Source organism: Rhodococcus sp. AH-ZY2, assembly GCF_030916465.1.
Taxonomy (GTDB): Bacteria; Actinomycetota; Actinomycetes; order Mycobacteriales; family Mycobacteriaceae; genus Rhodococcus; species Rhodococcus ruber.
This window is the reverse complement of sequence record NZ_CP126458.1, coordinates 3,404,979-3,430,898: the sequence shown is the minus strand read 5'-3', so window position 1 is coordinate 3,430,898 and position 25,920 is coordinate 3,404,979. Positions and strand designations below refer to the sequence as shown.

The following is a 25,920-nucleotide window of genomic DNA, read 5'->3' as shown; positions in this document are numbered from 1 at the left end:
GATGACAATCGCAAAGGGCCGCGGAGATGTCATCTGGCTCCGCGGGCGCAGAATCGTGCGCGCTCCTCTCGACATGCTGGATCGGGCAGGCGACCAGATGTCGTTCTACGCGCGGGCCATCGCCTGGACCCCACGCACCCTCGTCCACTACCGCAAGGAGGTGCTGCGGCTGCTCGCCGAGGTCACCTTCGGCAGCGGCGCGCTCGCCGTCATCGGCGGAACCATCGGCGTGATCGCGATGATGTCGGGATTCACCGGCGTCGTCGTGGGTCTGCAGGGCTATGCCGCCCTCGAGCAACTCGGCTCCTCGGTGCTCACCGGCTTCCTGTCGGCATACGTCAACACGCGCGAACTCGCGCCGATCGTCGCGGCGCTGGCGCTGTCGGCGACGGTGGGCTGTGGTTTCACCGCCCAGCTCGGTGCGATGCGGATCAGCGAGGAGATCGATGCGCTCGAGGTGATGGCGGTGCCGTCGGTGCCGTTTCTCGTCACCGCCCGGATGATCGCCGGTTTCGTCGCCGTCATCCCGCTCTACATCATCGGCCTGCTCGCCGCGTACCTCGCGACACGCGTGATCAGCACGATGTTCAACGGGCAGTCGTCGGGTTCGTACGACCACTACTTCAACCTGTTCCTGCCACCGGAGGACGTGCTGTACTCGTTCGCGAAGGTGCTCGTCTTCGCGTTCTTCCTGATCCTCATCCACTGCTACTACGGCTTCAACGCCAGCGGTGGTCCGGCCGGCGTCGGCGTGGCTGTCGGCCGTGCCGTCCGCACCGCGATCGTTACGATCGCCGTGCTCGACTTCTTCCTCAGCCTCGCCATCTGGGGCACCTCCACGACCGTGAGGGTGGCCGGATGAACCCGACTCCCTCGACCCTCAAGCGGAGGGTCCTCGGCCTCATGTTCTTCGTCGTGCTGGGGTTGTTCCTGTTCGTCACGATCGCTATGTACAACAAGACCTTCAAGAAGGTCGTCGAGGTGGACCTCGTGACCGACGAGATCGGCAACGCGCTGCCGATGAACGCGGACGTCAAGGTGCGGGGGCTGATCGTCGGCGAGGTGCGCGGCACGACGGCCGAGGGCGGGACGGTGACCGCGCATCTCGCGCTCGAACCGGACAAGGCCGCCCTGATCCCCGCGAACGCGACCGCTCAGCTGCTGCCGAAGACGTTGTTCGGCGAACGGTACGTCTCGCTGATCCTGCCGGACCAGCCGGCGCGCCCGGTCCAGGCAGGGGACACCCTGGTGCAGGACACGAGCGCCGAGACCGTCGAACTCGGCGAGGTGCTCGACGGCCTGCTGCCCCTCCTGGAGGCCATCCCGCCGCAGGACCTCGCGAACACCCTGGGCGCCCTGGCCCAGGGCCTGAGCGGACGCGGCGAGACCCTCGGGCAGACCGTGGACCGGCTCGAACAGGTGTTCCGCGAGGTCAACGTGGAACTCCCGGCCGTGCAGGAGGATCTGCGCGGACTCGCGGACTTCTCCCAGACCTACTCCGACGCCGCGCCCGATCTGATCAGTGCCCTCGACAACCTGCGCACCACCGGCAACACGGTGGTCGAGCAGGAGAACCAGCTCGAGACGTTGCTCGTCACGGCGACGGGAGCGTCGTCGGCGACCGCCGGGCTGCTCGAACAGAACGCCGCCTCGATCATCAGCATCGCCGCCGACTCCAAGCAGGCTCTGCAGCTGCTGGCGCGGTACTCGCCGTCGTACCCGTGCATGCTGAAGGGCTTCGCCGACGCGGCGCCCGCCGCCGCCGGCGTGCTCGCGGCCGACGACCCGTTCCCCGGCGTCCGGGCGAGCATCCAGTTCGTCAATCCGAAGGGCCGGTACCTGCCGAACCAGGACGAGCCGCGCCTGCTCGACACTCGTGGCCCCACCTGCTACGACAACGTCACGGCCCCGGGACGGTTCTTCCCGCAGTACCCCGGCGGCTCGATCAACGACGGTTCCTACCAGGTGCCGTCCCGGAATCCGGGGCCGGAGTCCATGTCGTATTTCCCGGCGCCCGAGGGGTCCGGGGTGCCGAACGACGTCGGCGAGCTGATCGGGACGACCCCGGCGACGGCGCAGGTCGCGTACTCCGGGTCCCGGGCCGAGCAGGACGCCCTCGACGTCGTGTACGGGGAGGCGACGGGCATCGCGCCCGAGGACGTGCCGACCTGGACGACGCGCCTGGGTGCGCCCGCACTGCGTGGAACGGAGGTGAGCTTCCGATGAGAGGCCTGGCAGCACCACTGATCAAGCTGATCGTCTTCGCCGTGGTCACGATCTTCGCCACCGGGATGCTCGCGGCGACCATCGCGAGCCTCGGCGGCGGGGGCGGGACGAAGTTCCACGCCATCTTCTCGGATGTGACCTCGCTCAACGAGGGTGACGACATCCGCATTGCCGGCGTCCGCGTCGGCCAGGTCGAGGAGATCGAGATCGTGGACCGCAGCGAGGCGCGCGTGACGTTCTCGGTGTCCGATCGGGACTGGCTGCCCGCCGCGACCACGGCGACGATCCGCTACCGCACGCTCGTCGGCCAGCGGTACATCGCTCTCGACCAGGGTGAGGGCATGCAGGGGATGAAGCTGACCGACGGCGACACCATCCCGCTGGAACGCACCAAACCGGCCGTGAACCTGACCACCCTGTTCAACGGTTTCCGCCCCCTGTTCCAGACCCTCAGCGCCGAGGACGTCAACACGCTGTCCTCGCAGATCGTCCAGGTGTTCCAGGGCGAATCCGGGACCATCGACGACCTGGTGCGCACGACGGCGAGCCTGACCAACACGATCGCCGACAAGGACCGGGTGATCGGCGCGGTCATCGACAACCTGAACTCGGTGCTCACCAACATCAACGAGCGGGACGCGCAGCTCGACTCGCTGCTCGTCAACACCCAGGCGCTGGTGAGCGGACTGGCCGCCGACCGCGACACGGTGGGTGCGGCAGTACAGTCGCTGGCCGGGCTGACGGACGCGACGGCCGATCTGCTCGAGCCGACCCGGCCGGCGATCGCCGGTTCGATCACGGCGGTCGAGCAGCTCGGGGCGAACCTGAACAACAACCGCGACGCGGTCGACGAGATCCTTGCGACCCTTCCGGTCAAGCTCGAGAAGCTGGGCCGGGTCGCGAGCTACGGGTCGTGGTTCCAGTTCTACCTGTGCGGCATCGACGTGATCGCCGGTCCGGGTTCGGTTCCGTACCTGAATCTGCCGACGGGTCTTCCCACGGTGAACCAGCCGATCTACACCAATGCCGCGAAGCGCTGTACGCAGGACGGGATGCAGGAGTTGCAGGGACGATGAGCAGACGTCGCAGTCCGGCCGTGTCCGGCGCCCTCGGGATTCTCGTGGTCCTGCTGGCCACCCTGTCGGCCTTCTTCCTGGATTCGCTGCCGATCATCGGGGCCGGCGCCACCTACCGCGCGGAGTTCACCGAGGCGGCCGGCCTCAAACCCACCAACGAGGTGCGCATCGCCGGCGTCAAGGTCGGCCAAGTCACCGACATCGAGCTCGACGGTGACCGGGTGCTCGTGTCGTTCAAGGTCAAGGACGCCTGGCTCGGCGACGACACCTCCGCCTCGATCCAGATCAAGACCATCCTGGGCCAGAAGTACCTCGCCCTGGAGCCGCGGGGCACGGAGGTGCTCGATCCGGACGATCGGATTCCGTTGTCGCGCACCGTCGCCCCGTACGACGTGATCGAGGCGTTCTCGTCGGCGGCCACCACTCTGGGCGAGATCGACTCCGAGCAGCTGGCCACGAGCTTCGACACCCTCTCGGAGGCGTTCTCCGAGACACCGGACGACATCCGGGCCTCGCTGGACGGCGTGACCAGGCTGTCGCAGACGGTGGCGAGCCGGGACCAGGAACTGAAGCGGCTGCTCGAGGCGACCGGCCGGACGTCGCAGATCCTCGCGGACCGGAACGCGGAGTTCAACCGGCTGATCAGCGACGGAGCGCTGCTGATCGCCGAACTCAACAACCGCCAGCAGGCCATCTCACAGCTGCTGACGGGGACGCAGCGGCTGTCGGCGGAGTTGACCGGCCTGGTCCGTGACAACGAGGCGACGATCGGTCCGGCGCTCGACCAGCTGCGGGGTGTCGTCCAGATCCTGCAGGACCGCAACGACGATCTGGACCGGGCGATGAAGCTGTACGAGCCGTTCGTCCGGCTGTACTCGAACGTCGTCGGCAACGGCCGCTGGTTCGACCAGGTCGTCGTCAACCTCATTCCGCCCGGATTGCCCGAGATCCCCGGATACCGCGATCCGGTTCGCACGTTGGGAGAGAACTGATGTCGCATGCCGAGTCCGGTGGCGGCTCACGGCGCGGCCCGATCGTGCTGATCGCCGCGATCGTCGCGGCCGTGGTGCTGATCGCGGGCGTGCTGTGGTGGGTCTTCAACCGCATGGGCACCACCGAGATCACCGCGTACTTCGACAAGGCCGTCGGCGTGTACGAGGGGTCCGACGTCCGGGTCCTCGGCGTCGAGGTCGGTAAGGTCACCGCGGTCGTCCCGGAAGGGGACCAGGTGCGGGTGGACATGCGTGTCGACCGCGGCGTCGACATCCCCGCCGACGCCAAAGCCGTGCAGATCACCCCGTCGGTCGTCGCGGACCGCTACGTGCAGCTCGCTCCCGCGTACACCGGTGGCGAGACGATGGCCGACGGCGCCATCATCCCGCGGGAACGGACCGCCACCCCCGTCGAGGTGGACGAACTGTACGCCAGCGTCGACGAACTGTCGCGGGCTCTCGGCCCGGAGGGCGCGAACAAGGACGGGGCACTGACCCGCTTCGTGGAGACCGGCGCCGAGAACCTCGAGGGCAACGGTGCTGCGCTCGGCCAGACCATCGAGCAGCTCTCCGCCGCGTCGCGCACGCTCAACGAGTCGCGGGGTGACCTGTTCGGCACCATCGAGAACCTGCAGATCTTCGTGTCTGCGCTGGCGGCGAACGATCAGCAGGTGCGCGAGTTCAACACCCAGCTGTCGGACCTGTCGGGCTACCTGGCCGGTGAGCGGGAGAACCTCGGGCTCGCGCTGAATCAGCTGTCGGAGTCGCTCGGGGTGGTCGCACAGTTCGTGAACGACAATCAGGCGGCGCTGAAGGACAACGTGGACGCCCTGGTCCCCGTGACGAACAACCTTGCTGCCAACCGGGATTCACTGGTGAACTCGCTGACCCTGCTGCCCCTGGCCGTGAGCAACCTGGTCAACTCCTACGACGCGGAATCCGGGTCGCTCGCCTCCCGTCTGGTGGTGACCGACCTGCAGGACCCGGCCGGCGTGATGTGCAAGCTCATCGATCTCGGTCGGCTCGTGCCGGGCGACCCGAGGTTCGAGCAGCTGGGCCGACAGATGCAGCCGCTGATCGATCAGTGCTCCGGCCTCGCCGAACAGATCACCAACGACATCCGGACCCCGGATCTGATCCTGCCGTTCGGTGTCCTCAGCGGCGAGAACATCCAGCGTCAGGTGGTGCCCGGCACCGTGCCCGGTGTCGAATCCCAGCGCCTGAACCTCGAGGAGGGCGGACAGTGAGACGCTCGGTGATTCTCGGTGCCGGAGCCTGCGCGACGGCCCTCGCGGTGTCCGCGTGCGGTGGCGCCGAGAGCCTGCCCCTGCCCGGTGGCGCGGACGTCGGTTCGGACCCGATCCACGTGACCGTGCAGTTCGACGACGTGCTCGACCTCGTGCCGCAGTCGACCGTCAAGGTGGACGGCGTGCCCGTCGGCCGGGTGGAGACGGTGTCCGTGGGACCCGACGGGTGGACCGCGGACGTCGGGATCGTGGTGGACTCGGCGGTGGAGTTGCCGGCCAACGCGTATGCCGCGGTGGAACAGACCAGCCTGCTGGGTGAGAAGTTCGTCCAGCTCACTCCGCCGCCGAGCGACCCGTCGAGTGAACTGCTCGCCGACGGCGACGTCATTCCGCTGGACCGGACCCGGCACGCCACGGAGCTCGAACCCGTACTCGGTGCGCTCTCGCTGCTGCTCAACGGTGGCGGCGTCGGCCAGTTGCAGCCCGTGGTCGAGGAGCTGTCCACCGCGTTCGAGGGACGCGAAGGCACCACGAAGAGCCTTCTGCAACAGGCGGATCGGCTCATCGACGGTCTCGATCGGCAACGTGACGACATCACCCGCGCTCTCGACGGCCTCGACGTGCTCACCGTCCGGGTCGCGGAGCAGAACGACCGGGTCGCGGCGATCCTCGACGACCTGCCGGTGGCCACGGCGGTGCTCGAGCAGCAGCGTCCGCAGCTGACCGAGCTGCTCGTCCAGCTCGACCGGCTGGGAACCGTGGGCACCGACGTGCTCGACCAGTCCAAGGAGAACCTGATCGCCGACCTGCTGGCCCTGCGCCCCACGCTGCAGCAGCTCGCCGCGTCCGGGGACGACCTGGTGAAGGCGCTGCCGTTCATCCCGACGGTGCCCTTCTCGGACGGGGTCGAGAGGATCGCCCTCGGTGGCTCGGTCAACCTGTTCCTCGCTGTGGACATGCAGATCGGGGACGCGCTGGCCTCGCTCGGCGTCGGACAGGGTGAACCGGTCTACCGGCAGCCCAAGTTCGGTGAGCCCAAGCCCGTCGTGGATCCGTCGAATCCGTACTACAACGGCAACGGGCCGAGACGGGGCTGGCCCACGGTCTCGCTGCTGCCGGAGCTTCCGGAGCCGAGGCTGCCGGCGGGACTCGAACTGCCGCCGGGGGTGACGCTGCCCGGCCTGCCCGCCGCGGCGCCGGACTCCGGTGCAGCGCCGGCCAATCCGCTGGAAGGCCTGCTCAACCAGCTCGGAGTCGGGGGAGGGCGATGATGAAATCGCGATTGCTGCGGGTACAGATCGTCGCGTTCGTGGTGATCGCGCTGCTCGGCGTGGTCTTCGTCGGCGCGCGGTACGTGCGCCTCGACAACCTGCTCGGGTTCGGGCAGTACACCGTCCACGCCCGGTTCGCCGATTCGGGGGGCATCTTCACCAACGCCGAGGTCACCTACCGGGGCGTGCCGGTCGGGCGGGTCGGGGAACTCGGTCTGACCGAGGACGGCATCGACGTCACCCTCCTCCTCGACAACGGCGGGCCGCAGATCCCCGCGTCCACCCGTGCCGTGGTGGCGAACCGCTCGGCGATCGGCGAGCAGTACGTCGACCTGCTGCCGGACACCGACGAGGGTCCCTACCTCGAGGAAGGCTCGGTGATCGGGGAGGACGCCACCGACGTGCCGGTGCCGGTGCAGGACCTCCTGGTGAGCACGAACGCGCTCGTCCGGTCGGTGCCGGTGGACTCGCTGCGCACGGTGGTGACCGAACTGGGGGCCGCGTTCGACGGCCGCGGCGGCCAGCTGCAGACCCTCGTGGACTCTCTGGCCCAGCTCAGCGACGCCGGAGTGCAGTACCTGCCCCAGACGGTGTCGCTGATCCGCGACAGCCAGACCGTGCTCGACACCCAGTCGGTGCAGGCGTCGGCGATCCGGCAGTTCAGTGCGGATCTGGACCTGGTGACCGCGCAGCTGCGCGACAGCGACCCGGACGTCCGTCGCCTCCTCGAGACCGGGACGGCGGCGAGCGAGGAACTCACGCAGCTGGTCGCGGACTCGGGCCCCGGCCTGACGGCGAACCTGACGAACCTGGCGCTGCTCGGCGACAAGCTCGGCCCGCAGGCGGTGGCCTTGCAGCCGCTGCTCGCGTTCCTGCCGGCCGTCGCGGCCAGCGCCGGGACCGTGGCGCCCGGCGACGGTGCGGTCCGGCTGGGCATCCTGTTCGAGACGAACAACCCGCCGTCGTGCACCATCGGGTACGAGGGCACCCAGGCGATCCTCGACGAGATGCAGCGCCGGGATCCCAACTTCGACGACACCCAGCAGGACTTCCCGTTCAACACGGAGGCATCCTGCGAGGTCCCGCAGGGCAGCGTCACCGGCGTGCGGAGCGCGAACCGGATCGTGTTCGCCGACCCGGCCACGATCCAGCCGTGGGACTTCACGCCGAAGAAGGACCCGGACAAGCTCAATTTGAATCCGATCGCGACGCAGCTCGCGCCGCTGCTCGGAGTCACCCCGAAGTAGGTAAGTAGGTTGGTGCAGTGAGTTCAGAAACGACGTCCCGTCCCCCGCAGACGGCGGGGGCGGGCGGCGACACGATACGCAGGATCGTTCTGGCAGTGGTGAGTGTGCTGGCGGTGGTCGCCCTCGTCGCGGCCGCCTGGTTCGGCTTCGGGTGGGGGCGGGCCCTGCTCGTGGACCGTCCGGCGGCCGAGGCGCGGGACGCGGCCCTGTCCGGGGCGATGCAGGCCGCGATCAACCTCAACAGTGTCGACGCCGCCGACGTCGACACGTCGATCGAGAACATGCGGTCGTCGATCACCGGCGAGGCCCTGAACAACGATCTGGCCGCGACGGAGCAGCAGATCCGGGAGCAGGTGGCCCAGACGGGCACGGGCATGTCGGCAGACGTGCTGTTCGGTTCGCTGACCGCGCTGGACACGGACGCCGACACGGCGCAGGCCCTGATCGTCCTGGCGGTGAAGACCACCTGGCCCGACAACTTCGTCGAGAACAAGGTCACCGTGAACGTGGCGATGCGCAAGGACGGCGACGTGTGGAAGGCGGAGACGATCCAGCCGCTGGACTCGGTGCAGCTCGGTGCCGGGCCGGCGGAGGGCGCGCAGCAACCCGCGCCGCCCGAACCCGCCCCCGTGCCCCCGGCCGAACCCGCCCCCGTGCCCCCGGCCGAACCCGGTCCCGCCGCAGGCGAGTGAGCCGATGAAGGAGAGTGTGTAGTGCCCCCGCTGCGTCGCAAGCCCAATCCGGCCGGCCCCCCGAGGGGGCGACGGCCCAAGATCGCGGGGACGGGCCGGACCGGCGGTGCCGTCCGCCCCGAGGCCACCGGGCCCACCCCGAGCGGACCCACCCCGCCGGAGTCCCCCTCGCCCGAGTCCACCCCGCTCGAGCCGACCCCGCCCGAGTCCCCCCCGGCTCCGACGGCGGGAGCGGGAACGGCGGCCGCCGAAGCGACCGGGTCCTCGGCGGCCCCGGCGGGGCCGGGCTCCGGATCCGACCGGACGAGCGCCCCGGAGCCGCATGAACCGGCGCCCGTCGACGACGGTGGGGACGCGGAGGAGCCGGCAGCGCAGGCCGCCGGCACCGCCTCGCGCGGCAGCTGGCGTGCGGTGGCGATCGTCGGCGGGGCCGCGCTCGCGCTCGGTGCGTTCGCCGCGGTCGCGGCCGCCCGTCCCGGCGCGACGGTGAGCAACGAGGCGTGGGTCGACAGCACCGCGACGTCCGAGGTCACCGCCGCTGCCGGCAATGCGATCGAGACGATGCACGGCTACAACTACGAGACGATCGACGAGGACTTCGCCGAGATCCGCGAGGTCCTCACCCCGCCGATGCGGGAGGAGTTCGATCTGACCGCGGAGGTCACCAAGCAGGCGGCGGTGCAGACGCACACCGCGACGGAGGTGCGCATCGACCACATCGGTGCGTCGATGCTCGACGACGACCGGGCCGAGGTCGCGGCGTTCATCAGTGTCAGCGCGACCGGCGACGCGGTCGCCCAGGGCAGTGCGTCGGCGCCGCTTCTGGTGCGGATGGAGAAGATCGACGGCAAGTGGCTGGTCTCGGAGATCCGGGACAGCTGACGAGCGCGCCGACCGGGAATCGGCCCGGTTGCTCTTGACGCGGGCGGCGTGAGCGGTCACTCTATCGGTACGCACGCACGAACATGCGTCCTGGGCGCCCGGGGTCGGGCGCTTCTTTTCGTGCCGTCGCTCGACATCTGCGACTTTTGGGTGTAAGTTCGGACTTTGCGCTGGCTGCCTCCTGTCCATCTCTCGACCGCATCGCGGGGAGCGTTGCCCTCCGGGGCCCGTTCCGCCGACTTCGCGGTGGGGTTGTCGTTCGGGTCGCAACCAGCGATAACGCCCCACATGAAGAAGCAGGTACAGCGGCGGTCGCACCGGTTGGAGCGGCCCGCGTGAGGTGCTGGAAGGACGCATCTTGGCAGTCTCTAGCCAGACCAAGGCAGTTGCCGGAATCCCCGGAGCCCCGAAGAGGGTCTCGTTCGCAAAGATTCGCGAACCTCTCGAAGTCCCCGGGCTCCTCGATCTACAGACAGATTCCTTCGAATGGCTGATCGGCTCCGAGCGCTGGCGCGCGCTCGCTGCCGAACGCGGTGACGGTCCCGTCGTCGGCGGCCTCGAGGAGATCCTGGCGGAGCTCTCTCCGATCGAGGACTTCTCCGGGTCGATGTCCCTGTCCTTCTCCGACCCGCGCTTCGACGAGGTCAAGGCCTCCGTCGAGGAGTGCAAGGACAAGGACATGACGTACGCGGCGCCGCTGTTCGTCACTGCCGAGTTCATCAACAACAACACCGGCGAGATCAAGAGCCAGACGGTCTTCATGGGTGACTTCCCGATGATGACCGACAAGGGCACCTTCATCATCAACGGCACCGAGCGCGTCGTCGTCTCGCAGCTGGTGCGTTCCCCGGGCGTGTACTTCGACCGCGCGGTCGACAAGAGCACCGAGAAGGACCTGCACAGCGTCAAGGTGATCCCGGGCCGCGGCGCGTGGCTCGAGTTCGACGTCGACAAGCGCGACACCGTCGGCGTGCGGATCGACCGCAAGCGCCGCCAGCCGGTCACCGTGCTGCTCAAGGCGCTCGGCTGGACCAACGAGCAGATCGTCGAGCGCTTCGGCTTCTCCGAGATCATGATGTCCACTCTCGAGAAGGACAACACGGCCGGCACCGACGAGGCCCTGCTCGACATCTACCGCAAGCTGCGCCCGGGCGAGCCGCCCACCAAGGAGAGCGCGCAGACCCTGCTGGAGAACCTCTTCTTCAAGGACAAGCGCTACGACCTGGCGCGCGTGGGACGTTACAAGATCAACAAGAAGCTGGGCCTGAACGCCGGCCAGCCGATCGAGGCGTCGACCCTCACCGAGGAAGACATCGTCGCCACCATCGAGTACCTGGTGCGCCTGCACGCGGGGGAGACCACCATGACGGCGCCGGGCGGCGTCGAGGTTCCCGTCGAGGTCGACGACATCGACCACTTCGGCAACCGTCGCCTGCGCACCGTCGGCGAGCTCATCCAGAACCAGATCCGCGTCGGCCTGTCCCGCATGGAGCGCGTCGTCCGTGAGCGGATGACCACTCAGGACGTCGAGGCCATCACGCCGCAGACGCTGATCAACATCCGTCCCGTCGTGGCCGCGATCAAGGAGTTCTTCGGAACCTCCCAGCTGTCGCAGTTCATGGACCAGAACAACCCGCTGTCGGGCCTGACCCACAAGCGCCGCCTCTCGGCGCTCGGCCCGGGTGGTCTGTCCCGTGAGCGCGCCGGCCTCGAGGTCCGCGACGTCCACCACTCGCACTACGGCCGCATGTGCCCGATCGAGACCCCGGAAGGCCCGAACATCGGCCTGATCGGCTCCCTGTCGGTGTACGCGCGGGTCAACCCGTTCGGTTTCATCGAGACCCCGTACCGCAAGGTCGAGAACGGCATCGTCACCGACCAGGTCGACTACCTCACCGCCGACGAGGAGGACCGCCACGTCGTGGCGCAGGCCAACTCGCCGGTCGACGCCGACGGCCGCTTCAGCGAGGAGCGCGTCCTCGTCCGCAAGAAGGGCGGCGAGGTCGAATTCGTCGCGGCGACCGAGGTCGACTACATGGACGTCTCGCCGCGGCAGATGGTGTCCGTGGCCACGGCCATGATTCCGTTCCTCGAGCACGACGACGCCAACCGTGCCCTCATGGGTGCGAACATGCAGCGTCAGGCCGTGCCGCTGGTGCGCAACGAGGCCCCGGTCGTCGGTACCGGCATGGAGCTGCGTGCCGCCGTCGATGCGGGCGACGTCGTCGTCACCGAGAAGTCCGGCGTGATCGAGGAGGTCTCGGCCGACTTCATCACCGTGATGGCGGACGACGGCACCCGCCGCACCTACCGTCTGCGCAAGTTCGACCGTTCGAACCAGGGCACCTGCTCGAACCAGCGGCCGATCGTGGACGAGGGGCAGCGCGTCGAGTCCGGTCAGGTCCTCGCCGACGGCCCCTGCACCGAGAACGGTGAGATGGCGCTCGGCAAGAACCTCCTCGTGGCGATCATGCCGTGGGAAGGCCACAACTACGAGGACGCGATCATCCTGTCGCAGCGCCTCGTCGAGGAGGACGTGCTCACCTCGATCCACATCGAGGAGCACGAGATCGACGCCCGCGACACCAAGCTCGGTGCCGAGGAGATCACCCGCGACATCCCGAACGTCTCGGACGAGGTCCTCGCGGACCTGGACGAGCGCGGCATCGTGCGCATCGGCGCCGAGGTGCGCGACGGCGACATCCTCGTCGGCAAGGTCACCCCGAAGGGCGAGACCGAGCTGACCCCGGAGGAGCGGCTGCTGCGCGCGATCTTCGGTGAGAAGGCCCGCGAGGTGCGTGACACGTCGCTGAAGGTGCCCCACGGCGAGACCGGCAAGGTCATCGGCGTCCGCGTGTTCTCGCGCGAGGACGACGACGATCTGCCCCCGGGTGTCAACGAGCTCGTCCGCGTGTACGTCGCGCAGAAGCGCAAGATCCAGGACGGCGACAAGCTCGCCGGCCGGCACGGCAACAAGGGCGTCATCGGCAAGATCCTCCCGCAGGAGGACATGCCGTTCCTGCCCGACGGCACCCCGGTGGACATCATCCTCAACACGCACGGTGTCCCGCGTCGTATGAACATCGGCCAGATCCTCGAGACGCATCTCGGCTGGATCGGCAAGGCCGGCTGGAACGTCCAGGTCGCCGGCGACGGTGAGCGTCCCGAGTGGGCGAAGAACCTGTCCGACGACATGCTCGCCGCCGATCCGGACACCAACATCGCCACCCCGGTGTTCGACGGTGCCCGCGAGGACGAGCTGACGGGTCTGCTCGGCTCGACGCTGCCGAACCGCGACGGCGAGGTCATGGTCGGCGCGGACGGCAAGGCGACGCTGTTCGACGGCCGTTCCGGCGAGCCGTTCCCGTACCCGGTGTCGGTCGGCTACATGTACATCATCAAGCTGCACCACCTGGTCGACGACAAGATCCACGCCCGTTCGACCGGCCCGTACTCGATGATCACCCAGCAGCCGCTCGGTGGTAAGGCGCAGTTCGGTGGCCAGCGGTTCGGTGAGATGGAGTGCTGGGCCATGCAGGCCTACGGTGCCGCGTACACGCTGCAGGAGCTGCTCACCATCAAGTCGGACGACGTGGTGGGCCGCGTGAAGGTCTACGAGGCCATCGTCAAGGGCGAGAACATCCCGGAGCCGGGTATCCCCGAGTCCTTCAAGGTGCTCCTCAAGGAACTCCAGTCGCTGTGCCTGAACGTGGAGGTGCTCTCCAGCGACGGCGCGGCCATCGCGATGGCCGACGGCGACGACGAGGACCTCGAGCGGGCGGCGGCCAACCTGGGCATCAACCTTTCCCGCAACGAGTCGGCCACGGTCGACGACCTCGCGAACTAGGAGCCGACCCGATGAGATGCACTCCCGCACGGCGGACTGCATCTCGTCGGGCCCCGGCAGCAACAGCGACAACTAGCAGCAACAAAACCCGTGAAGGGGAAAGGAAGTTACGTGCTCGACGTCAACTTCTTCGATGAACTCCGCATCGGCTTGGCCACTGCGGAGGACATCCGCAACTGGTCGTACGGTGAGGTCAAGAAGCCGGAGACCATCAACTACCGCACGCTCAAGCCCGAGAAGGACGGCCTCTTCTGCGAGAAGATCTTCGGCCCCACCCGGGACTGGGAGTGCTACTGCGGCAAGTACAAGCGTGTCCGCTTCAAGGGCATCATCTGTGAGCGCTGCGGCGTCGAGGTGACTCGCGCCAAGGTGCGCCGCGAGCGCATGGGCCACATCGAGCTCGCCGCGCCGGTCACGCACATCTGGTACTTCAAGGGTGTGCCGAGCCGCCTCGGTTACCTGCTCGACCTGGCGCCGAAGGATCTCGAGAAGATCATCTACTTCGCCGCGTACGTCATCACGGCCGTGGACGACGAACTGCGCCACAACGAGCTCTCGACCCTCGAAGCCGAGATGGAGGTCGAGAAGAAGTCCGTCGCCGACCAGCGCGACGCCGACCTCGAGGCACGCGCGCAGAAGCTGGAAGCCGACCTGGCCGAGCTCGAGGCCGAGGGTGCCAAGTCCGACGTCCGCCGCAAGGTCAAGGACGGCGGCGAGCGCGAGATGCGTCAGCTGCGTGACCGTGCCCAGCGCGAGCTGGACCGGCTCGAGGAGATCTGGAACACCTTCACCAAGCTCAAGCCGAAGGACCTGATCGTCGACGAGCTGCTCTACCGGGAGCTGCAGGACCGCTACGGCGAGTACTTCACGGGTGCGATGGGCGCCGAGTCGATCCAGAAGCTCATCGAGAACTTCGACATCGACGCCGAGGCCGAGTCGCTGCGCGAGACGATCCGCAGCGGCAAGGGCCAGAAGAAGCTGCGCGCCCTCAAGCGCCTGAAGGTCGTCGCGGCCTTCCAGCAGTCCGGCAACTCGCCCATGGGCATGGTCCTCGACGCGGTGCCGGTGATCCCGCCGGAGCTGCGCCCGATGGTGCAGCTCGACGGTGGCCGCTTCGCGACCTCCGATCTCAACGACCTGTACCGCCGCGTCATCAACCGCAACAACCGCCTCAAGCGACTGATCGACCTCGGTGCCCCCGAGATCATCGTCAACAACGAGAAGCGGATGCTGCAGGAGTCGGTGGACGCGCTGTTCGACAACGGCCGTCGCGGCCGGCCGGTCACCGGCCCGGGCAACCGTCCGCTCAAGTCGCTGTCCGACCTGCTCAAGGGCAAGCAGGGCCGGTTCCGTCAGAACCTGCTCGGCAAGCGTGTCGACTACTCGGGCCGTTCGGTCATCGTCGTCGGCCCGCAGCTCAAGCTGCACCAGTGCGGTCTGCCGAAGCTGATGGCCCTCGAGCTGTTCAAGCCGTTCGTGATGAAGCGTCTGGTCGATCTGAACCACGCGCAGAACATCAAGTCCGCCAAGCGGATGGTCGAGCGGCAGCGTCCGCAGGTGTGGGACGTGCTCGAAGAGGTCATCAACGAGCACCCCGTGCTGCTCAACCGTGCTCCCACGCTGCACCGTCTCGGCATCCAGGCGTTCGAGCCGCAGCTCGTCGAGGGCAAGGCCATCCAGCTGCACCCGCTGGTGTGTGAGGCGTTCAACGCCGACTTCGACGGCGACCAGATGGCCGTGCACCTGCCGCTGTCCGCGGAGGCGCAGGCCGAGGCCCGCGTGCTGATGCTGTCGTCGAACAACATCCTGTCGCCGGCATCGGGTCGTCCGCTCGCCATGCCGCGTCTGGACATGGTGACGGGTCTGTTCCACCTGACCCGCCTGGTCGAGGACGCGCCCGGCGCGTACCGGCCGGCCACCGACGGTGAGCCGGAGCAGGGCGTGTACTCGTCTCCCGCCGAGGCGATCATGGCCGTGGACCGCGGTGTGCTGTCGGTGCAGGCCCCCATCAAGGTGCGCCTGGAGCGGCAGCGGCCGCCGAAGGACCTCGAGACGGAGCTGTTCCCCGACGGCTGGAACTACGGCGACGGCTGGACCGTGCAGACCACGCTCGGTCGCGTGCTGTTCAACGAGCTGCTGCCGGTGAACTACGGCTTCGTCAACGACGTCATGCCGAAGAAGCGCCAGGCCGCGATCATCAACGATCTCGCCGAGCGCTACCCGATGATCGTCGTCGCGCAGACCGTCGACAAGCTCAAGGACGCCGGCTTCTACTGGGCCACCCGTTCGGGTGTGACCGTGTCGATGGCCGACGTGCTGGTGCCGCCGGAGAAGAAGGAGATCCTCGAACGCTACGAGGCGTCGGCGGATCAGCTCGAGCGCAAGTTCGCTCGTGGTGCCCTCTCGAAGGAGGAGCGGCGCGACTCGCTCGTCAAGCTGTGGCAGGAGGCGACCGAAGAGGTCGGTCAGGCCATGGAGGCGCACTACCCGGACGACAACCCGATCCCGACGATCGTGAAGTCCGGCGCCGCGGGCAACATGACCCAGATCCGCTCGCTCGCGGGCATGAAGGGTCTGGTGACGAACCCGAAGGGCGAGTTCATCCCGCGTCCGATCAAGTCCTCGTTCCGCGAGGGCCTGACCGTGCTCGAGTACTTCATCAACACCCACGGTGCGCGTAAGGGTCTGGCCGACACCGCGCTGCGTACCGCCGACTCGGGTTACCTGACCCGTCGTCTGGTGGACGTGTCGCAGGACGTCATCGTCCGCGAGACCGACTGCGGCACGCCGCGCGGCATCGAGATGATCATCGCCGAGCCCGAGCGGGACGGGACGGGCGCCGAGACCGGTCGTCTGGTGCGCGACGCCCACATCGAGACCAGCACGTACGCCCGTACGCTGGCCACCGATGCGGTCGACGCGGACGGCAACGTCGTCGTCACCCGGGGCAGCGACCTCGGCGACCCGGCGATCGAGGCCCTGCTGGCCGCCGGCATCCGGAAGGTCAAGGTCCGCTCCGTGCTGACCTGCGACACCGGTACCGGCGTGTGCGCCACCTGCTACGGCCGCTCGATGGCGACCGGCAAACTCGTCGACATCGGCGAGGCCGTCGGTATCGTCGCCGCCCAGTCCATCGGTGAGCCCGGCACGCAGCTGACGATGCGTACGTTCCACCAGGGTGGCGTCGGTGAGGACATCACCGGCGGTCTGCCCCGAGTGCAGGAGCTGTTCGAGGCCCGCGTTCCGAAGGGCAAGGCGCCCATCGCCGACGTCTCCGGCCGCGTGCGACTCGAGGACGACGACCGCTTCTACAAGATCACCATCGTCCCGGACGACGGTGGCGAGGAGGTCGTGTACGACAAGCTGTCGAAGCGTCAGCGTCTGCACGTCATCCGTAAGGCGGACGGCACCGAAGGTGTCCTCGCGGACGGCGACCACGTGGAGGTCGGTCAGCAGCTGCTCGAGGGTGCGGCCGATCCGCACGAGGTGCTGCGGGTCATGGGACCGCGCCAGGTGCAGGTCCACCTCGTCAACGAGGTCCAGGAGGTGTACCGCAGCCAGGGTGTGTCGATCCACGACAAGCACATCGAGGTCATCGTGCGCCAGATGCTGCGCCGCGTGACGATCATCGACTCGGGGTCGACGGAGTTCCTCCCCGGATCGCTGGTCGAGCGCAGCGAGTTCGAGGCCTCGAACCGGCGCGTCGTTGCCGAGGGCGGGGAGCCGGCTGCCGGCCGTCCCGTGCTCATGGGCATCACGAAGGCGTCGCTGGCCACCGATTCGTGGCTGTCGGCGGCGTCGTTCCAGGAGACCACTCGCGTGCTGACCGACGCGGCGATCAACTGCCGCTCGGACAAGCTGATCGGTCTGAAGGAGAACGTGATCATCGGCAAGCTGATCCCGGCCGGCACCGGCATCAACCGGTACCGGAACATCCAGGTGCAGCCGACCGAGGAGGCCCGCGCGGCCGCCTACGCGATCCCGTCGTACGAGGATCAGTACTACTCGCCGGAGGGCTTCGGCCAGAACACCGGCGCTGCGGTTCCGCTCGACGACTACGGTTACTCCAGCGACTACCGGTAGAGCCGTCGCCGCAGCCGGTTCGCCGGCCGCGGTCAGGCACCTGCCGTAGCCACGAAGGTCCCGCCCTCTTCTCTTCGGGGGCGGGGCCTTCTGGGTTCCGGGGGTACCCGCGCGGCGACCCAGTCGATCCGCTAGTTTGGGTAGGCACTCCTAATTAATCGAAGGGAACGCCAGTGCCGTCGACCCGAATCCCGAGATTGCTTGCCGCAGCCGGTCTCGCCCTCGCATTCGTCCTGACCGCGTGCTCGTCGGGCGGCGACGACCCCTCCGAGGCATCCGGCTCGGGCGCGGGCGCGTTCCCCGTGACGATCGAGCACGCCCTCGGCAGCACCACGATCGAGACCGAACCCGAACGGGTGGTCACGTGGGGCTTCGGGAGCACCGACGCCGCGCTCGCGCTCGGGGTCGTCCCCGTCGCCATGCCGGCACAGTCGTACGGCGGTGACGAGCAGGGTGTCCTGCCGTGGATCGGAGACGAGCTCACCGAACTCGGTGCCGAGACACCGACGATCCTGCAGAACGACGGCACGGACGTGCCGGTCGAGCAGATCGCGGCGGCCCGCCCGGACGTCATCCTCGCCAACTACTCCGGGCTCACCCAGGATCAGTACGACACCCTCAGCCGGATCGCTCCCACCGTCGCGTACCCCGGTGAGCCGTGGGCCACCCCGTGGCGTGACGTCGTCTCCACGGTCGGGCAGGCGCTGGGCCGGTCCGCCGACGCCGAGCGCCTGATCGCCGACACCGAGGCGATCATCGCCGACAAGGCCGCCGCGTACCCGCAGTTGCAGGGCCGCACCGTCGCCGCGGTATGGGACACGGGCGACACGTTCTACGTCTACAAGCCCGCCGATTCGCGGGTGGAGTTCCTCACCGACCTCGGTCTCGTCAGCGCCCCGAGCGTCACCGAACTGAGCACGGACGAGTCCAGCTTCTACTTCACGATGAGCTTCGAGGAGGTCGGCAAGCTCACCAGCGACATCCTCCTCTCCTACGCCGACGACGCCGCAGCGCAGGAACGCACCCTCGCCCAGCCGTGGGCGCAGACCATGCAGCAGGTCACCGAAGGCAGGGTGGCGACGGTGAACGGCACCGAGCTGATCGCCGCGGTGTCGCCCCCCACGGTCCTGTCCCTGACCTGGGGGATAGATGCCTACCTGGAGGCGCTCGCCGCCGCGGTGAAGTAGCGCCGGCTCGCCGCGGTGCAGTAGGGGCGGCTCGCCGCCGTGCAGTAGGGGCGGCTCGCCGCGGTGCAGTAGGGGCGGCTCGCCGCGGTGCAGTAGGGGCGGCTCGCCGCCGTGCAGTAGGGGCGGCTCGCCGCGGTGCAGTAGGGGCGGCTCGCCGCGGTGCAGTAGGGGCGGCTCGCCGCCGTGCAGTAGCGGCCGTTCCCGGTCAGCGCGGGATGTGGAAGTCGACCAGGGCGGCCTCACCGGCACCGAGGTCGTGCCACGTCCCGCGCACCTCGAGCACCGCCACGGCGGAAGTCGGGAACTTCTCGACGATCTGACGGGCGGCGTCGGAGTCGTGGTCGGCCGAGAGCAACAGCGTCGTCGCCGACAGGACGGGCTCGTGTCCCACGACGAGCAGCGTGGACACGTCGTCCGGGACCCGGCGGATCGCGGCGACCACCCGCTCCGGTGTGGTCTCGTAGAGGTCGTCGAGGAAGTCGGTGGACGCCTCGACGGCGGCCTCTGCGAGCGTCTTGCGGGCCCGCGTCGCGGTCGAACACAGCACCGCGTCGACGGGGGGCTGGTGGGCCCGCAGCCAGCGCCCGGCGAGACCGGCCTCGCGCCGCCCGCGGGGGGCGAGCGGGCGCTCGTGATCGGCGACGTCGTCCGGGTACGCGGACTTCCCGTGCCGCAACAGGATCAGGGTGCGGGTCATGGGTTCACCCTAGGCGGTGACGTTCACCAGCGGCCGACGCGTGCCACCGCCCGCACCTCGTCGTCGACCGTGAACCACAGGGTCAGCGAGTCGGCGTCGTGCCGGGCGCGCAGGACGAGCGTGTCGCCGGCGACAACCGGTCGAAGATGCTCGATCGCCGCACGATACGGGGCCGTCTGCAACTCCGGCCGTCCGGCGAGGTGCTCCTCGATGCCGTGCCAGTAGGCGGCGTTGTTGACGTGGTCGAACGGGTCGATGTCGGTGGCCCGCAGCGGGAAGTGCGTGCCGGCGTCGGCGTCTGCGGACGGCGTGGGCGGCAACCATGCCCGCCACCGCAGACGGGTGTCCGCGGCGTGACGAGCCATGTGTTCCCAGAGCCGGTCGCTGATCCGAGCCGGCATGCCGTTGGTGGGCCCGATGTTGATCCAGAACGCCGACGTGTCCATCGCGGCGCCGCCGGTGCCCTCGAACCGCACACGGACGTTGGCCCATCGCGTGGACAGGGCGTCACACCATCGGCGCAGTTCGAGCTGTTCCCGGAAGCGGGCCGGCCGGTGCACGTCGACGACGGTGCGGCGCACGATCCACAGCGGATCGGTGTCGGTGGCGTCGACGGCGTCGAGGTTGTCGGTGCCGATGTCCTGCAGGTAACGGGCCACGCCGTCGAGCCGGAGCCGTTCCCGGCTGTCGACGTCGCCGGTGCGCACCGTGCGCGTGGACCGGAACGCGTCGTCGGGCGGGGGAGCGGTGGCGAGGGGCTGCGCCCAGGCGTCCTCGGGTACGTGCTTTCCCGGTGCCGCTGCCGCGGCGGTATCCGTAGGTGCCGCTCCCGCGGCGGTATCCGAACCCATGCGTCCCCCTGGTCTTCGTCGGGCCCCGCCGATTCTGACAGTTGCGGGGCAGGCCCGCAGCGAATCTTGCGAGCGGCGGACCCCGAGGCTACAGTCGATATAACTGTTACCGGATGTCACATGAAATCCGGTCCCGGCTCTTCGAGGACGCGACATGGCCTACGTGATCACCCAGACGTGCTGCAACGATGCGAGCTGCGTCGCCGTGTGCCCGGTGAACTGCATCCATCCCACTCCGGAGGAGCGGGAGTTCGCACAGACCGAGATGCTGCACATCGATCCGCAGACCTGCATCGACTGCGGCGCGTGCGCGGACGCCTGCCCGGTCGAGGCGATCTTCCCCGAGGACCGGCTCACCGAGGCTCAGACCCGGTTCAAGGACATCAACGCGGAGTACTACACGGCGCATCCGATGCCCGAGAACTGGAACCCGCTCACCCCGACGCCCGCCCCGCCCCGGGGGCAGGAGACTCTGCGCGTCGCGGTTGTCGGGGCCGGGCCGGCGGCGTGCTACGCCGCGCAGGAACTACTCGAGCGCTCGAATGTCGAGGTGGAGATGTTCGACCGGCTGCCGACCCCCTGGGGCCTGGTCCGCAGCGGCGTCGCGCCCGACCATCCCGGGACGAAGGCTGTCACCGAGTCGTTCGAGTGGTCGTTCCGTCGCGAGGCGTTCGCCCTGCACCTCGACGTCGAGGTGGGCCGCGACATCGACCACGACGAGCTGCTCGCCCATCACCACGCCGTCGTCTACGCCACCGGCGCGTCCGCCGACCGCAGTCTCGGCATTCCCGGCGAGGACCTGCCCGGCAGCCATGCCGCCACCGAGTTCGTCGCCTGGTACAACGGCCACCCCGACTACGCCGACCGGGTCTTCGATCTCTCCGGTGAACGCGCCGTCCTCGTCGGCAACGGCAACGTCGCACTCGACGTCGCCCGCATTCTCACCATGGACGTCGACGAGCTGGCCCGGACCGACATCGCCGACCACGCGCTCGAGGCGCTGCGCCGGAGCAACATCCGCGAGGTCGTCCTGCTGGGCCGCCGAGGGCCGGCGCAGGCGGCCTACAGCAATCCGGAGTTCCTCGCCCTCGGTGATCTGAACGGGGTCGACGTCGTCGTCGACGAGTCCGAGCTCGACCTCGACCCCGCCAGCGCGGAGCTCGCCGCGGCGGATCCCGCCGTCGCGATGCGGATGCGGCTCGCCCGCGAGTACGCGCGCCGCGAACCCCGGCCGGGGAACAAGCGCATCGTGTTCCGTTACCTCGTGTCACCCACCGCGATCGAGGGCACCGACCGGGTCACGGGCCTGCGGGCGGTGCGCAACGAACTGATCCCCGGCGACGACGGTGCGCTCGTCGCCCGCCCCACCGAGCAGACCCTGCATCTCGACGCGCAGCTGGTGCTGCGCTCGATCGGCTACCGCGGGGTTCCGCTCCCGGGGGTGCCGTTCGACGAGCGGCGCGCGATCGTTCCCAACGAGGACGGGCGGGTCACCGGGGCCGGACCTGGCGTGTACGTCACCGGGTGGATCAAGCGCGGGCCGAGCGGCGTGATCGGCACCAACAAGGCATGCGCCAAGGAAACGGTCGCGGCGCTGCTCGCCGACTTCGACGCCGGTCGGCTCGCGCGGCCGGCGTACGGCCGGCGGGAACTCGATCGCCTGCTCGGGCAGCGGCGCCCGAGCCGGGTGGGACTGAGCGGCTGGCACGAGATCGACGAGGCCGAGCGCGCGGCCGGTCGTGCGGCCGGCCGGCCACGGGTCAAGCTGACCGATCGTGCGCGCCTGACGAAGACGGCGGCCGGCCGCCCGCGGTCGGGACGCAGCCTGCTGCGTCTGGTCCGCCGATAACCGGTTGGGGCTTCGTCTGCGCCGGCACTAGAATCTTCCGACGGTGCCCGGCACCGCCCGCGGCGACGTCCGCCGGGGGAGCGCAGGCCGGGATGTCGATCCGCCGCGCTGTCGGGGCGCGCGCTGGTCGCCGGGCACGTCGAGGGTGACACGCGGTCCACGCCGGCGGTGACACGCGGCTCGCGCCGGCGGTGACACGCGGCTCGCGCCGAGACGGTCGTCGCCGTCCGGCACGACGTGGTGCCCGGCCCTCGACTCCGTTCCGGCAGGTCCGCCTGCCCTCGCGCCTCGAGAGGACCGACCCATGACAGCCCCCCATGCGGGCCCGGCCGCCGCGCCGGTGAGCGACAAGCTCGACGCGGCAGTTCTGAAGATCGCCTCGGTGGTGGTGCTCGGCGCCATCATGTCGATTCTCGACGTGACCGTCGTCTCCGTCGCCGTGCCGACGTTCATGGAGGAGTTCGACGCCGGCTACGCGACCGTCGCGTGGACCATGACCGCCTACACGCTGGCGCTCGCCAGCGTGATTCCGCTCACGGGCTGGGCCGCGGACCGGTTCGGCACCAAGCGCCTCTACCTCGCCGCACTCGTCCTGTTCGTCGCCGGTTCCGTGCTGTGCAGCATGGCGTGGGACATTTCTTCGCTCATCGCATTCCGGGTCGTGCAGGGCCTCGGTGGCGGCATGCTCATGCCGCTCGGCATGACGATCATGACCCACGCGGCGGGCCCGCACCGCGTCGGCCGCGTGATGGCGGTGCTCGGTATCCCGATGCTGCTGGGCCCGATCGGCGGCCCGATTCTCGGCGGGTGGCTGATCGACACCGCCAGCTGGCACTGGATCTTCCTGATCAACCTGCCCATCGGTGTCCTGGCGCTCGTCGCCGCCGTGGTGATCCTGCCCAAGGACCGCCCGAGCAGGTCCGAGTCCTTCGACTTCGTGGGCATGGCGCTCCTGTCGCCGGGGCTGGCGCTGTTCCTGTTCGGTGTCTCCTCCATCCCGGAGGTCGGCACCGTCGCCGCGACGCGGGTCCTCGTTCCCGGCGTGATCGGCGTCGCGCTGATCGCCGCGTTCGTGTTCCACGCCTTGCGCGCCCGGAACCCGCTCATCGACCTGTACCTGTTCCGCAACCGCCAGCTGACGTTCGCGGTGCTCACCATGTCGGTGTTCGCGATCGCGTTCTTCGGTGCGGGGCTGCTGTTCCCCAGCTACTTCCTCCAGGTGCGGGGCGAGTCGACCCTGGCGGCGGGCATCCTGCTCGCACCGCAGGGCCTCGGCGCCATGCTCACCATGCCGGTCGCCGGCCGGCTCGTCGACCGGATAGGCCCCGGGAAGATCGTGCTCGTCGGCCTGACCCTCGTCACGCTCGGCATGGCGGTCTTCACGCAGGTGGGCACGGACACCTCCTACGTCCTGCTCCTCGGCGCGCTGTTCGTCATGGGCATGGGCATGGGCGCCACGATGATGCCGACGATGACGGCCGCGCTGCAGACGCTGACCCATCAGAGCGTGGCCCGCGGGTCGACACTGATGAACATCGTCCAGCAGGCCGCCGGCTCCGTGGGCACCGCGACCATGTCGGTGATCCTGAGCAGCCGCCTCGTGACCCCGGCGGGGGCACCCGAGGGCGGGGGACAGATGGACCAGGCGGCGCTCGACCAGATGCCCGCACCGGTACAGGAATCGATCCTCACCTCGCTCGCCGACGCGTTCGCGACCACGTTCCTCGTCGCGACCGTTCTCATGGCGCTCGCGGTGATCCCCGCGCTGTTCCTGCCGCGCACCCGCGTCAAGCATCCGGCGGGGGAGGGACTGCAGCCGGTCGTCGTCCACTGAACCACCCGCCCGGAGGGGCCGTGACGTAGGTCGCGGCCCCTCCGCGCGTCTGCGGCTAACCTCGTTCCGGCACCACGACGGCGACCCGAACGGACGATCCCATGAGCATCGAACCCACCGACCCACGCTCCGCGTCGACAGACGGACAGCCGCGTCTGTGCCGGCGCACCCTCTTCGGCGGGGCCGGTGCCGTCGCCGCCGCCGCGGTCCTGTCCGCGTGCGGCGCCGAGAGCGAGGGCACCGAGCGGGCAAGCACCGACAGCGCCCCCGCCGCGCCGACCACGCCGCCGGAGCCCGGTCCGGACGCCACGGTCGTCGCCGCCGCGGCCGACATCCCGGTGGGCAGCGGCGTCCTGTTCGCCGACCGGCGTCTCGTGGTGACGCAGCCCGTCGCCGGGGACTACCGGGCGTTCGTCGCCCTGTGCACGCATTCGGGGTGCAACATCACCAGTGTCGAGGCCGACGAGATCGTCTGCGACTGTCACGGCAGCCGGTTCCGTCTGGACGGGACCGTGAGCCGAGGTCCCGCCCGCAAGCCGCTGAAGGCGCGCCCGGCCGCGGCCCGCGGTGCGGACGTCGTCGTCGACTGATCTACGCGATCGGCTGAGCGGACGGGCGGGGGCGGAGTAGATTCGACCGCGACATCATCCCTGAAGTGCTGACCGGCAAGGGGACCCCATGGTGCGCAGGGGGCCGTTGATCACGTTGGCGGCGGTGGTGGTCCTCGCCGCCGTGCTGCTCGCGGTGAATGTCTCCAAGGAGGACGACGGCGCGACGCCGGCCCCGGGTCCTGCCGCGACGGCGGCGCCGGACCCCACGACGACGGCGACCTCGGCTGCGGTGGAGTTCCCCGCGCAGGCCACCTACGTCGGACAGATCCCCGTCGCGACCGGGACTCTCACGCTCGCGATCGCCGTCGAGGGCGAGGACGCCGTCGCGTACGCGTGCGACGGCAGCGCGGTCGAGTCGTGGCTGGCCGGCGACGCAGAGGCCGGCCGGCTCGAGCTCGAGGGCCGGGAAGGAGCCCGTCTCGAGGGCGAGTTCGACGGCGCGACGGTGCGCGGCACCCTGTGGCTCGGCGACCGCAGCTGGACCTTCGACGCCGCGCCGGCCGAACCGCCCGCCGGCCTCTACCTCGCGAACGTCGGCGATGTCCGGGCGAGCTGGATCGTCACGCAGGACGGAACCGTCACGGGCGTGCTCCGCGGCGGCGACGGCGGCACCACACCTGCCCCGGCCCTCGCACCCGACGGGACGGCGGTCGTCGACGGGGAGACCGTGACCGCGGACCCGGTGTCCGGCAGCGACACATTCTGACGTGCCACCGCGCGGTGACACCGAGAGGAGGACGGATGAGCACACCGCAGGTCCATCCCGCCGCGCCGCCGCGCACGGCCCCCGTGATCGTCGCATTCCTGGTGGGTGCCCTCGTCGCGGTGGGGCTCGGCGCCTACGGCCGTGTGCACGAGCCGGCCTTCTTCTCGATCAACGTCGCCGGGTTCTCCAGCCCGACCGCGGTCAAGACCTGGCTGGCGACCCTCGCCGGCGTGCTGGCACTGGTGCAACTCGTCTCGGCGGCCGGGATGTACGGCCGGTTGCCGGGACTGCGCACGCCGAGCTGGATCGGGACCCTGCACGTATGGTCGGGCCGCCTCGCTGTGCTGGCGACCGTCCCCGTCGCCGTGCACTGCCTGTATGCGCTCGGTTTTCGCACCGGCGAGCCGCGGGTGCTGTGGCACTCGCTGGCGGGATGCCTCCTCTACGGGGCGTTCGTCACCAAGATGCTGCTGCTCAGTCGGCGGGGCCTGCCGGGATGGGCGGTTCCGGTGGCCGGCGGTGTCCTGTTCACGGCGATCGTGGTCGTGTGGACGACCTCGGCGCTGTACTTCTTCCGCACGACGGGCATCACGTTCTGACGCACCGACCCACTGTGTCCCTC

General features: G+C 69.4%; 19 protein-coding genes. 17 read left to right on the top strand and 2 right to left on the bottom strand.

The window, feature by feature from the left end; all coding sequences use genetic code 11:
* The first annotated feature begins 1 nt into the window (after nucleotide 1).
* The 12 genes from QNA09_RS16545 to QNA09_RS16490 all read left to right on the top strand — a co-directional run bounded on the left by QNA09_RS16545 (nucleotide 2) and on the right by QNA09_RS16490 (nucleotide 18,750).
* On the top strand, nucleotides 2-862 hold the full coding sequence (locus QNA09_RS16545) for an ABC transporter permease (RefSeq protein WP_026137591.1): 861 nt from the start codon (nucleotides 2-4) through the stop codon (nucleotides 860-862).
* Nucleotides 859-2,226, top strand: a complete 1,368-nt coding sequence (locus QNA09_RS16540) for an MCE family protein (protein WP_010592016.1) — start codon at nucleotides 859-861, stop codon at nucleotides 2,224-2,226. Before QNA09_RS16545 ends, QNA09_RS16540 begins: the two co-directional genes overlap by 4 nt.
* Entirely contained in the window at nucleotides 2,223-3,302 is a 1,080-nt protein-coding gene (locus QNA09_RS16535; RefSeq protein ID WP_040271964.1) for an MCE family protein, read from the top strand. Before QNA09_RS16540 ends, QNA09_RS16535 begins: the two co-directional genes overlap by 4 nt.
* On the top strand, nucleotides 3,299-4,294 hold the full coding sequence (locus tag QNA09_RS16530) for an MCE family protein (RefSeq protein ID WP_010592014.1): 996 nt from the start codon (nucleotides 3,299-3,301) through the stop codon (nucleotides 4,292-4,294). Before QNA09_RS16535 ends, QNA09_RS16530 begins: the two co-directional genes overlap by 4 nt.
* On the top strand, nucleotides 4,294-5,541 hold the full coding sequence (locus QNA09_RS16525) for an MCE family protein (RefSeq protein WP_010592013.1): 1,248 nt from the start codon (nucleotides 4,294-4,296) through the stop codon (nucleotides 5,539-5,541). The genes QNA09_RS16530 and QNA09_RS16525 overlap by 1 nt, the downstream gene beginning before the upstream one ends.
* Complete coding sequence (locus QNA09_RS16520) at nucleotides 5,538-6,812, top strand: MCE family protein (RefSeq protein ID WP_172603613.1); 1,275 nt, start codon at nucleotides 5,538-5,540, stop codon at nucleotides 6,810-6,812. Before QNA09_RS16525 ends, QNA09_RS16520 begins: the two co-directional genes overlap by 4 nt.
* Complete coding sequence (locus QNA09_RS16515) at nucleotides 6,812-8,059, top strand: MCE family protein (protein WP_040271967.1); 1,248 nt, start codon at nucleotides 6,812-6,814, stop codon at nucleotides 8,057-8,059. The genes QNA09_RS16520 and QNA09_RS16515 overlap by 1 nt, the downstream gene beginning before the upstream one ends.
* A gap of 95 nt (nucleotides 8,060-8,154) precedes the next feature.
* Nucleotides 8,155-8,751: a type II restriction endonuclease gene (locus QNA09_RS16510; RefSeq protein WP_040271969.1), complete on the top strand. Its 597-nt coding sequence runs from the start codon at nucleotides 8,155-8,157 to the stop codon at nucleotides 8,749-8,751.
* 21 nt (nucleotides 8,752-8,772) lie between these two features.
* A complete protein-coding gene (locus tag QNA09_RS16505; RefSeq protein WP_102031342.1) occupies nucleotides 8,773-9,633 on the top strand; it encodes a hypothetical protein in 861 nt (286 codons plus the stop codon).
* A 340-nt stretch (nucleotides 9,634-9,973) separates the two neighbouring features.
* Nucleotides 9,974-13,480 carry a DNA-directed RNA polymerase subunit beta gene (locus tag QNA09_RS16500; RefSeq protein ID WP_010592008.1) on the top strand — a complete coding sequence of 1,169 codons (3,507 nt, stop codon included), beginning with the start codon at nucleotides 9,974-9,976 and terminating at the stop codon, nucleotides 13,478-13,480.
* A gap of 111 nt (nucleotides 13,481-13,591) precedes the next feature.
* Nucleotides 13,592-17,563 carry a DNA-directed RNA polymerase subunit beta' gene (locus QNA09_RS16495; protein WP_010592007.1) on the top strand — a complete coding sequence of 1,324 codons (3,972 nt, stop codon included), beginning with the start codon at nucleotides 13,592-13,594 and terminating at the stop codon, nucleotides 17,561-17,563.
* Between the two features lie 173 nt (nucleotides 17,564-17,736).
* Nucleotides 17,737-18,750 (top strand): iron-siderophore ABC transporter substrate-binding protein, encoded by a 1,014-nt coding sequence (locus tag QNA09_RS16490; RefSeq protein ID WP_237210766.1) that lies wholly within the window; start codon nucleotides 17,737-17,739, stop codon nucleotides 18,748-18,750.
* Between the two features lie 205 nt (nucleotides 18,751-18,955).
* On the opposite strand, the gene QNA09_RS16485 is transcribed toward QNA09_RS16490, so the two are convergent.
* Nucleotides 18,956-19,447 (bottom strand): histidine phosphatase family protein, encoded by a 492-nt coding sequence (locus tag QNA09_RS16485; RefSeq protein WP_010592005.1) that lies wholly within the window; start codon nucleotides 19,445-19,447, stop codon nucleotides 18,956-18,958.
* Nucleotides 19,448-19,470: 23 nt separating this feature from the next.
* On the bottom strand, nucleotides 19,471-20,298 hold the full coding sequence (locus QNA09_RS16480) for an acyl-ACP thioesterase domain-containing protein (RefSeq protein ID WP_308071981.1): 828 nt from the start codon (nucleotides 20,296-20,298) through the stop codon (nucleotides 19,471-19,473).
* Between the two features lie 154 nt (nucleotides 20,299-20,452).
* Here QNA09_RS16480 and QNA09_RS16475 point away from each other — a divergent pair, with 154 nt between their 5' ends.
* The 5 genes from QNA09_RS16475 (at nucleotide 20,453) to QNA09_RS16455 (ending at nucleotide 25,897) form a co-directional block, all read left to right on the top strand.
* The gene (locus QNA09_RS16475) at nucleotides 20,453-22,147 is read left to right on the top strand and encodes an FAD-dependent oxidoreductase (RefSeq protein WP_017680015.1); all 1,695 of its coding nucleotides are present in this window, start codon (nucleotides 20,453-20,455) and stop codon (nucleotides 22,145-22,147) included.
* A 304-nt stretch (nucleotides 22,148-22,451) separates the two neighbouring features.
* Complete coding sequence (locus QNA09_RS16470) at nucleotides 22,452-23,981, top strand: DHA2 family efflux MFS transporter permease subunit (RefSeq protein WP_064065893.1); 1,530 nt, start codon at nucleotides 22,452-22,454, stop codon at nucleotides 23,979-23,981.
* Nucleotides 23,982-24,082: 101 nt separating this feature from the next.
* Nucleotides 24,083-24,571: a Rieske (2Fe-2S) protein gene (locus QNA09_RS16465; RefSeq protein WP_302069420.1), complete on the top strand. Its 489-nt coding sequence runs from the start codon at nucleotides 24,083-24,085 to the stop codon at nucleotides 24,569-24,571.
* Nucleotides 24,572-24,659: 88 nt separating this feature from the next.
* The gene (locus tag QNA09_RS16460) at nucleotides 24,660-25,298 is read left to right on the top strand and encodes a hypothetical protein (protein ID WP_040271974.1); all 639 of its coding nucleotides are present in this window, start codon (nucleotides 24,660-24,662) and stop codon (nucleotides 25,296-25,298) included.
* A gap of 35 nt (nucleotides 25,299-25,333) precedes the next feature.
* Nucleotides 25,334-25,897 (top strand): DUF6529 family protein, encoded by a 564-nt coding sequence (locus QNA09_RS16455; RefSeq protein WP_040271976.1) that lies wholly within the window; start codon nucleotides 25,334-25,336, stop codon nucleotides 25,895-25,897.
* The last annotated feature ends 23 nt before the right edge of the window (nucleotides 25,898-25,920 follow it).

Excerpts from the sequence above, each read along its gene's own strand:
- QNA09_RS16470 (WP_064065893.1), top strand. The coding sequence starts at position 22,452 with ATGACAGCCCCCCATGCGGGCCCGGCCGCCGCGCCGGTGAGCGACAAG.
- QNA09_RS16480 (WP_308071981.1), bottom strand. The coding sequence starts at position 20,298 with ATGGGTTCGGATACCGCCGCGGGAGCGGCACCTACGGATACCGCCGCG.
- QNA09_RS16465 (WP_302069420.1), top strand. The coding sequence starts at position 24,083 with ATGAGCATCGAACCCACCGACCCACGCTCCGCGTCGACAGACGGACAG.
- QNA09_RS16460 (WP_040271974.1), top strand. The coding sequence starts at position 24,660 with ATGGTGCGCAGGGGGCCGTTGATCACGTTGGCGGCGGTGGTGGTCCTC.
- QNA09_RS16455 (WP_040271976.1), top strand. The coding sequence starts at position 25,334 with ATGAGCACACCGCAGGTCCATCCCGCCGCGCCGCCGCGCACGGCCCCC.
- QNA09_RS16540 (WP_010592016.1), top strand. The coding sequence starts at position 859 with ATGAACCCGACTCCCTCGACCCTCAAGCGGAGGGTCCTCGGCCTCATG.
- QNA09_RS16485 (WP_010592005.1), bottom strand. The coding sequence starts at position 19,447 with ATGACCCGCACCCTGATCCTGTTGCGGCACGGGAAGTCCGCGTACCCG.
- QNA09_RS16515 (WP_040271967.1), top strand. The coding sequence starts at position 6,812 with ATGAAATCGCGATTGCTGCGGGTACAGATCGTCGCGTTCGTGGTGATC.
- QNA09_RS16525 (WP_010592013.1), top strand. The coding sequence starts at position 4,294 with ATGTCGCATGCCGAGTCCGGTGGCGGCTCACGGCGCGGCCCGATCGTG.
- QNA09_RS16530 (WP_010592014.1), top strand. The coding sequence starts at position 3,299 with ATGAGCAGACGTCGCAGTCCGGCCGTGTCCGGCGCCCTCGGGATTCTC.
- QNA09_RS16545 (WP_026137591.1), top strand. The coding sequence starts at position 2 with ATGACAATCGCAAAGGGCCGCGGAGATGTCATCTGGCTCCGCGGGCGC.
- QNA09_RS16475 (WP_017680015.1), top strand. The coding sequence starts at position 20,453 with ATGGCCTACGTGATCACCCAGACGTGCTGCAACGATGCGAGCTGCGTC.
- QNA09_RS16535 (WP_040271964.1), top strand. The coding sequence starts at position 2,223 with ATGAGAGGCCTGGCAGCACCACTGATCAAGCTGATCGTCTTCGCCGTG.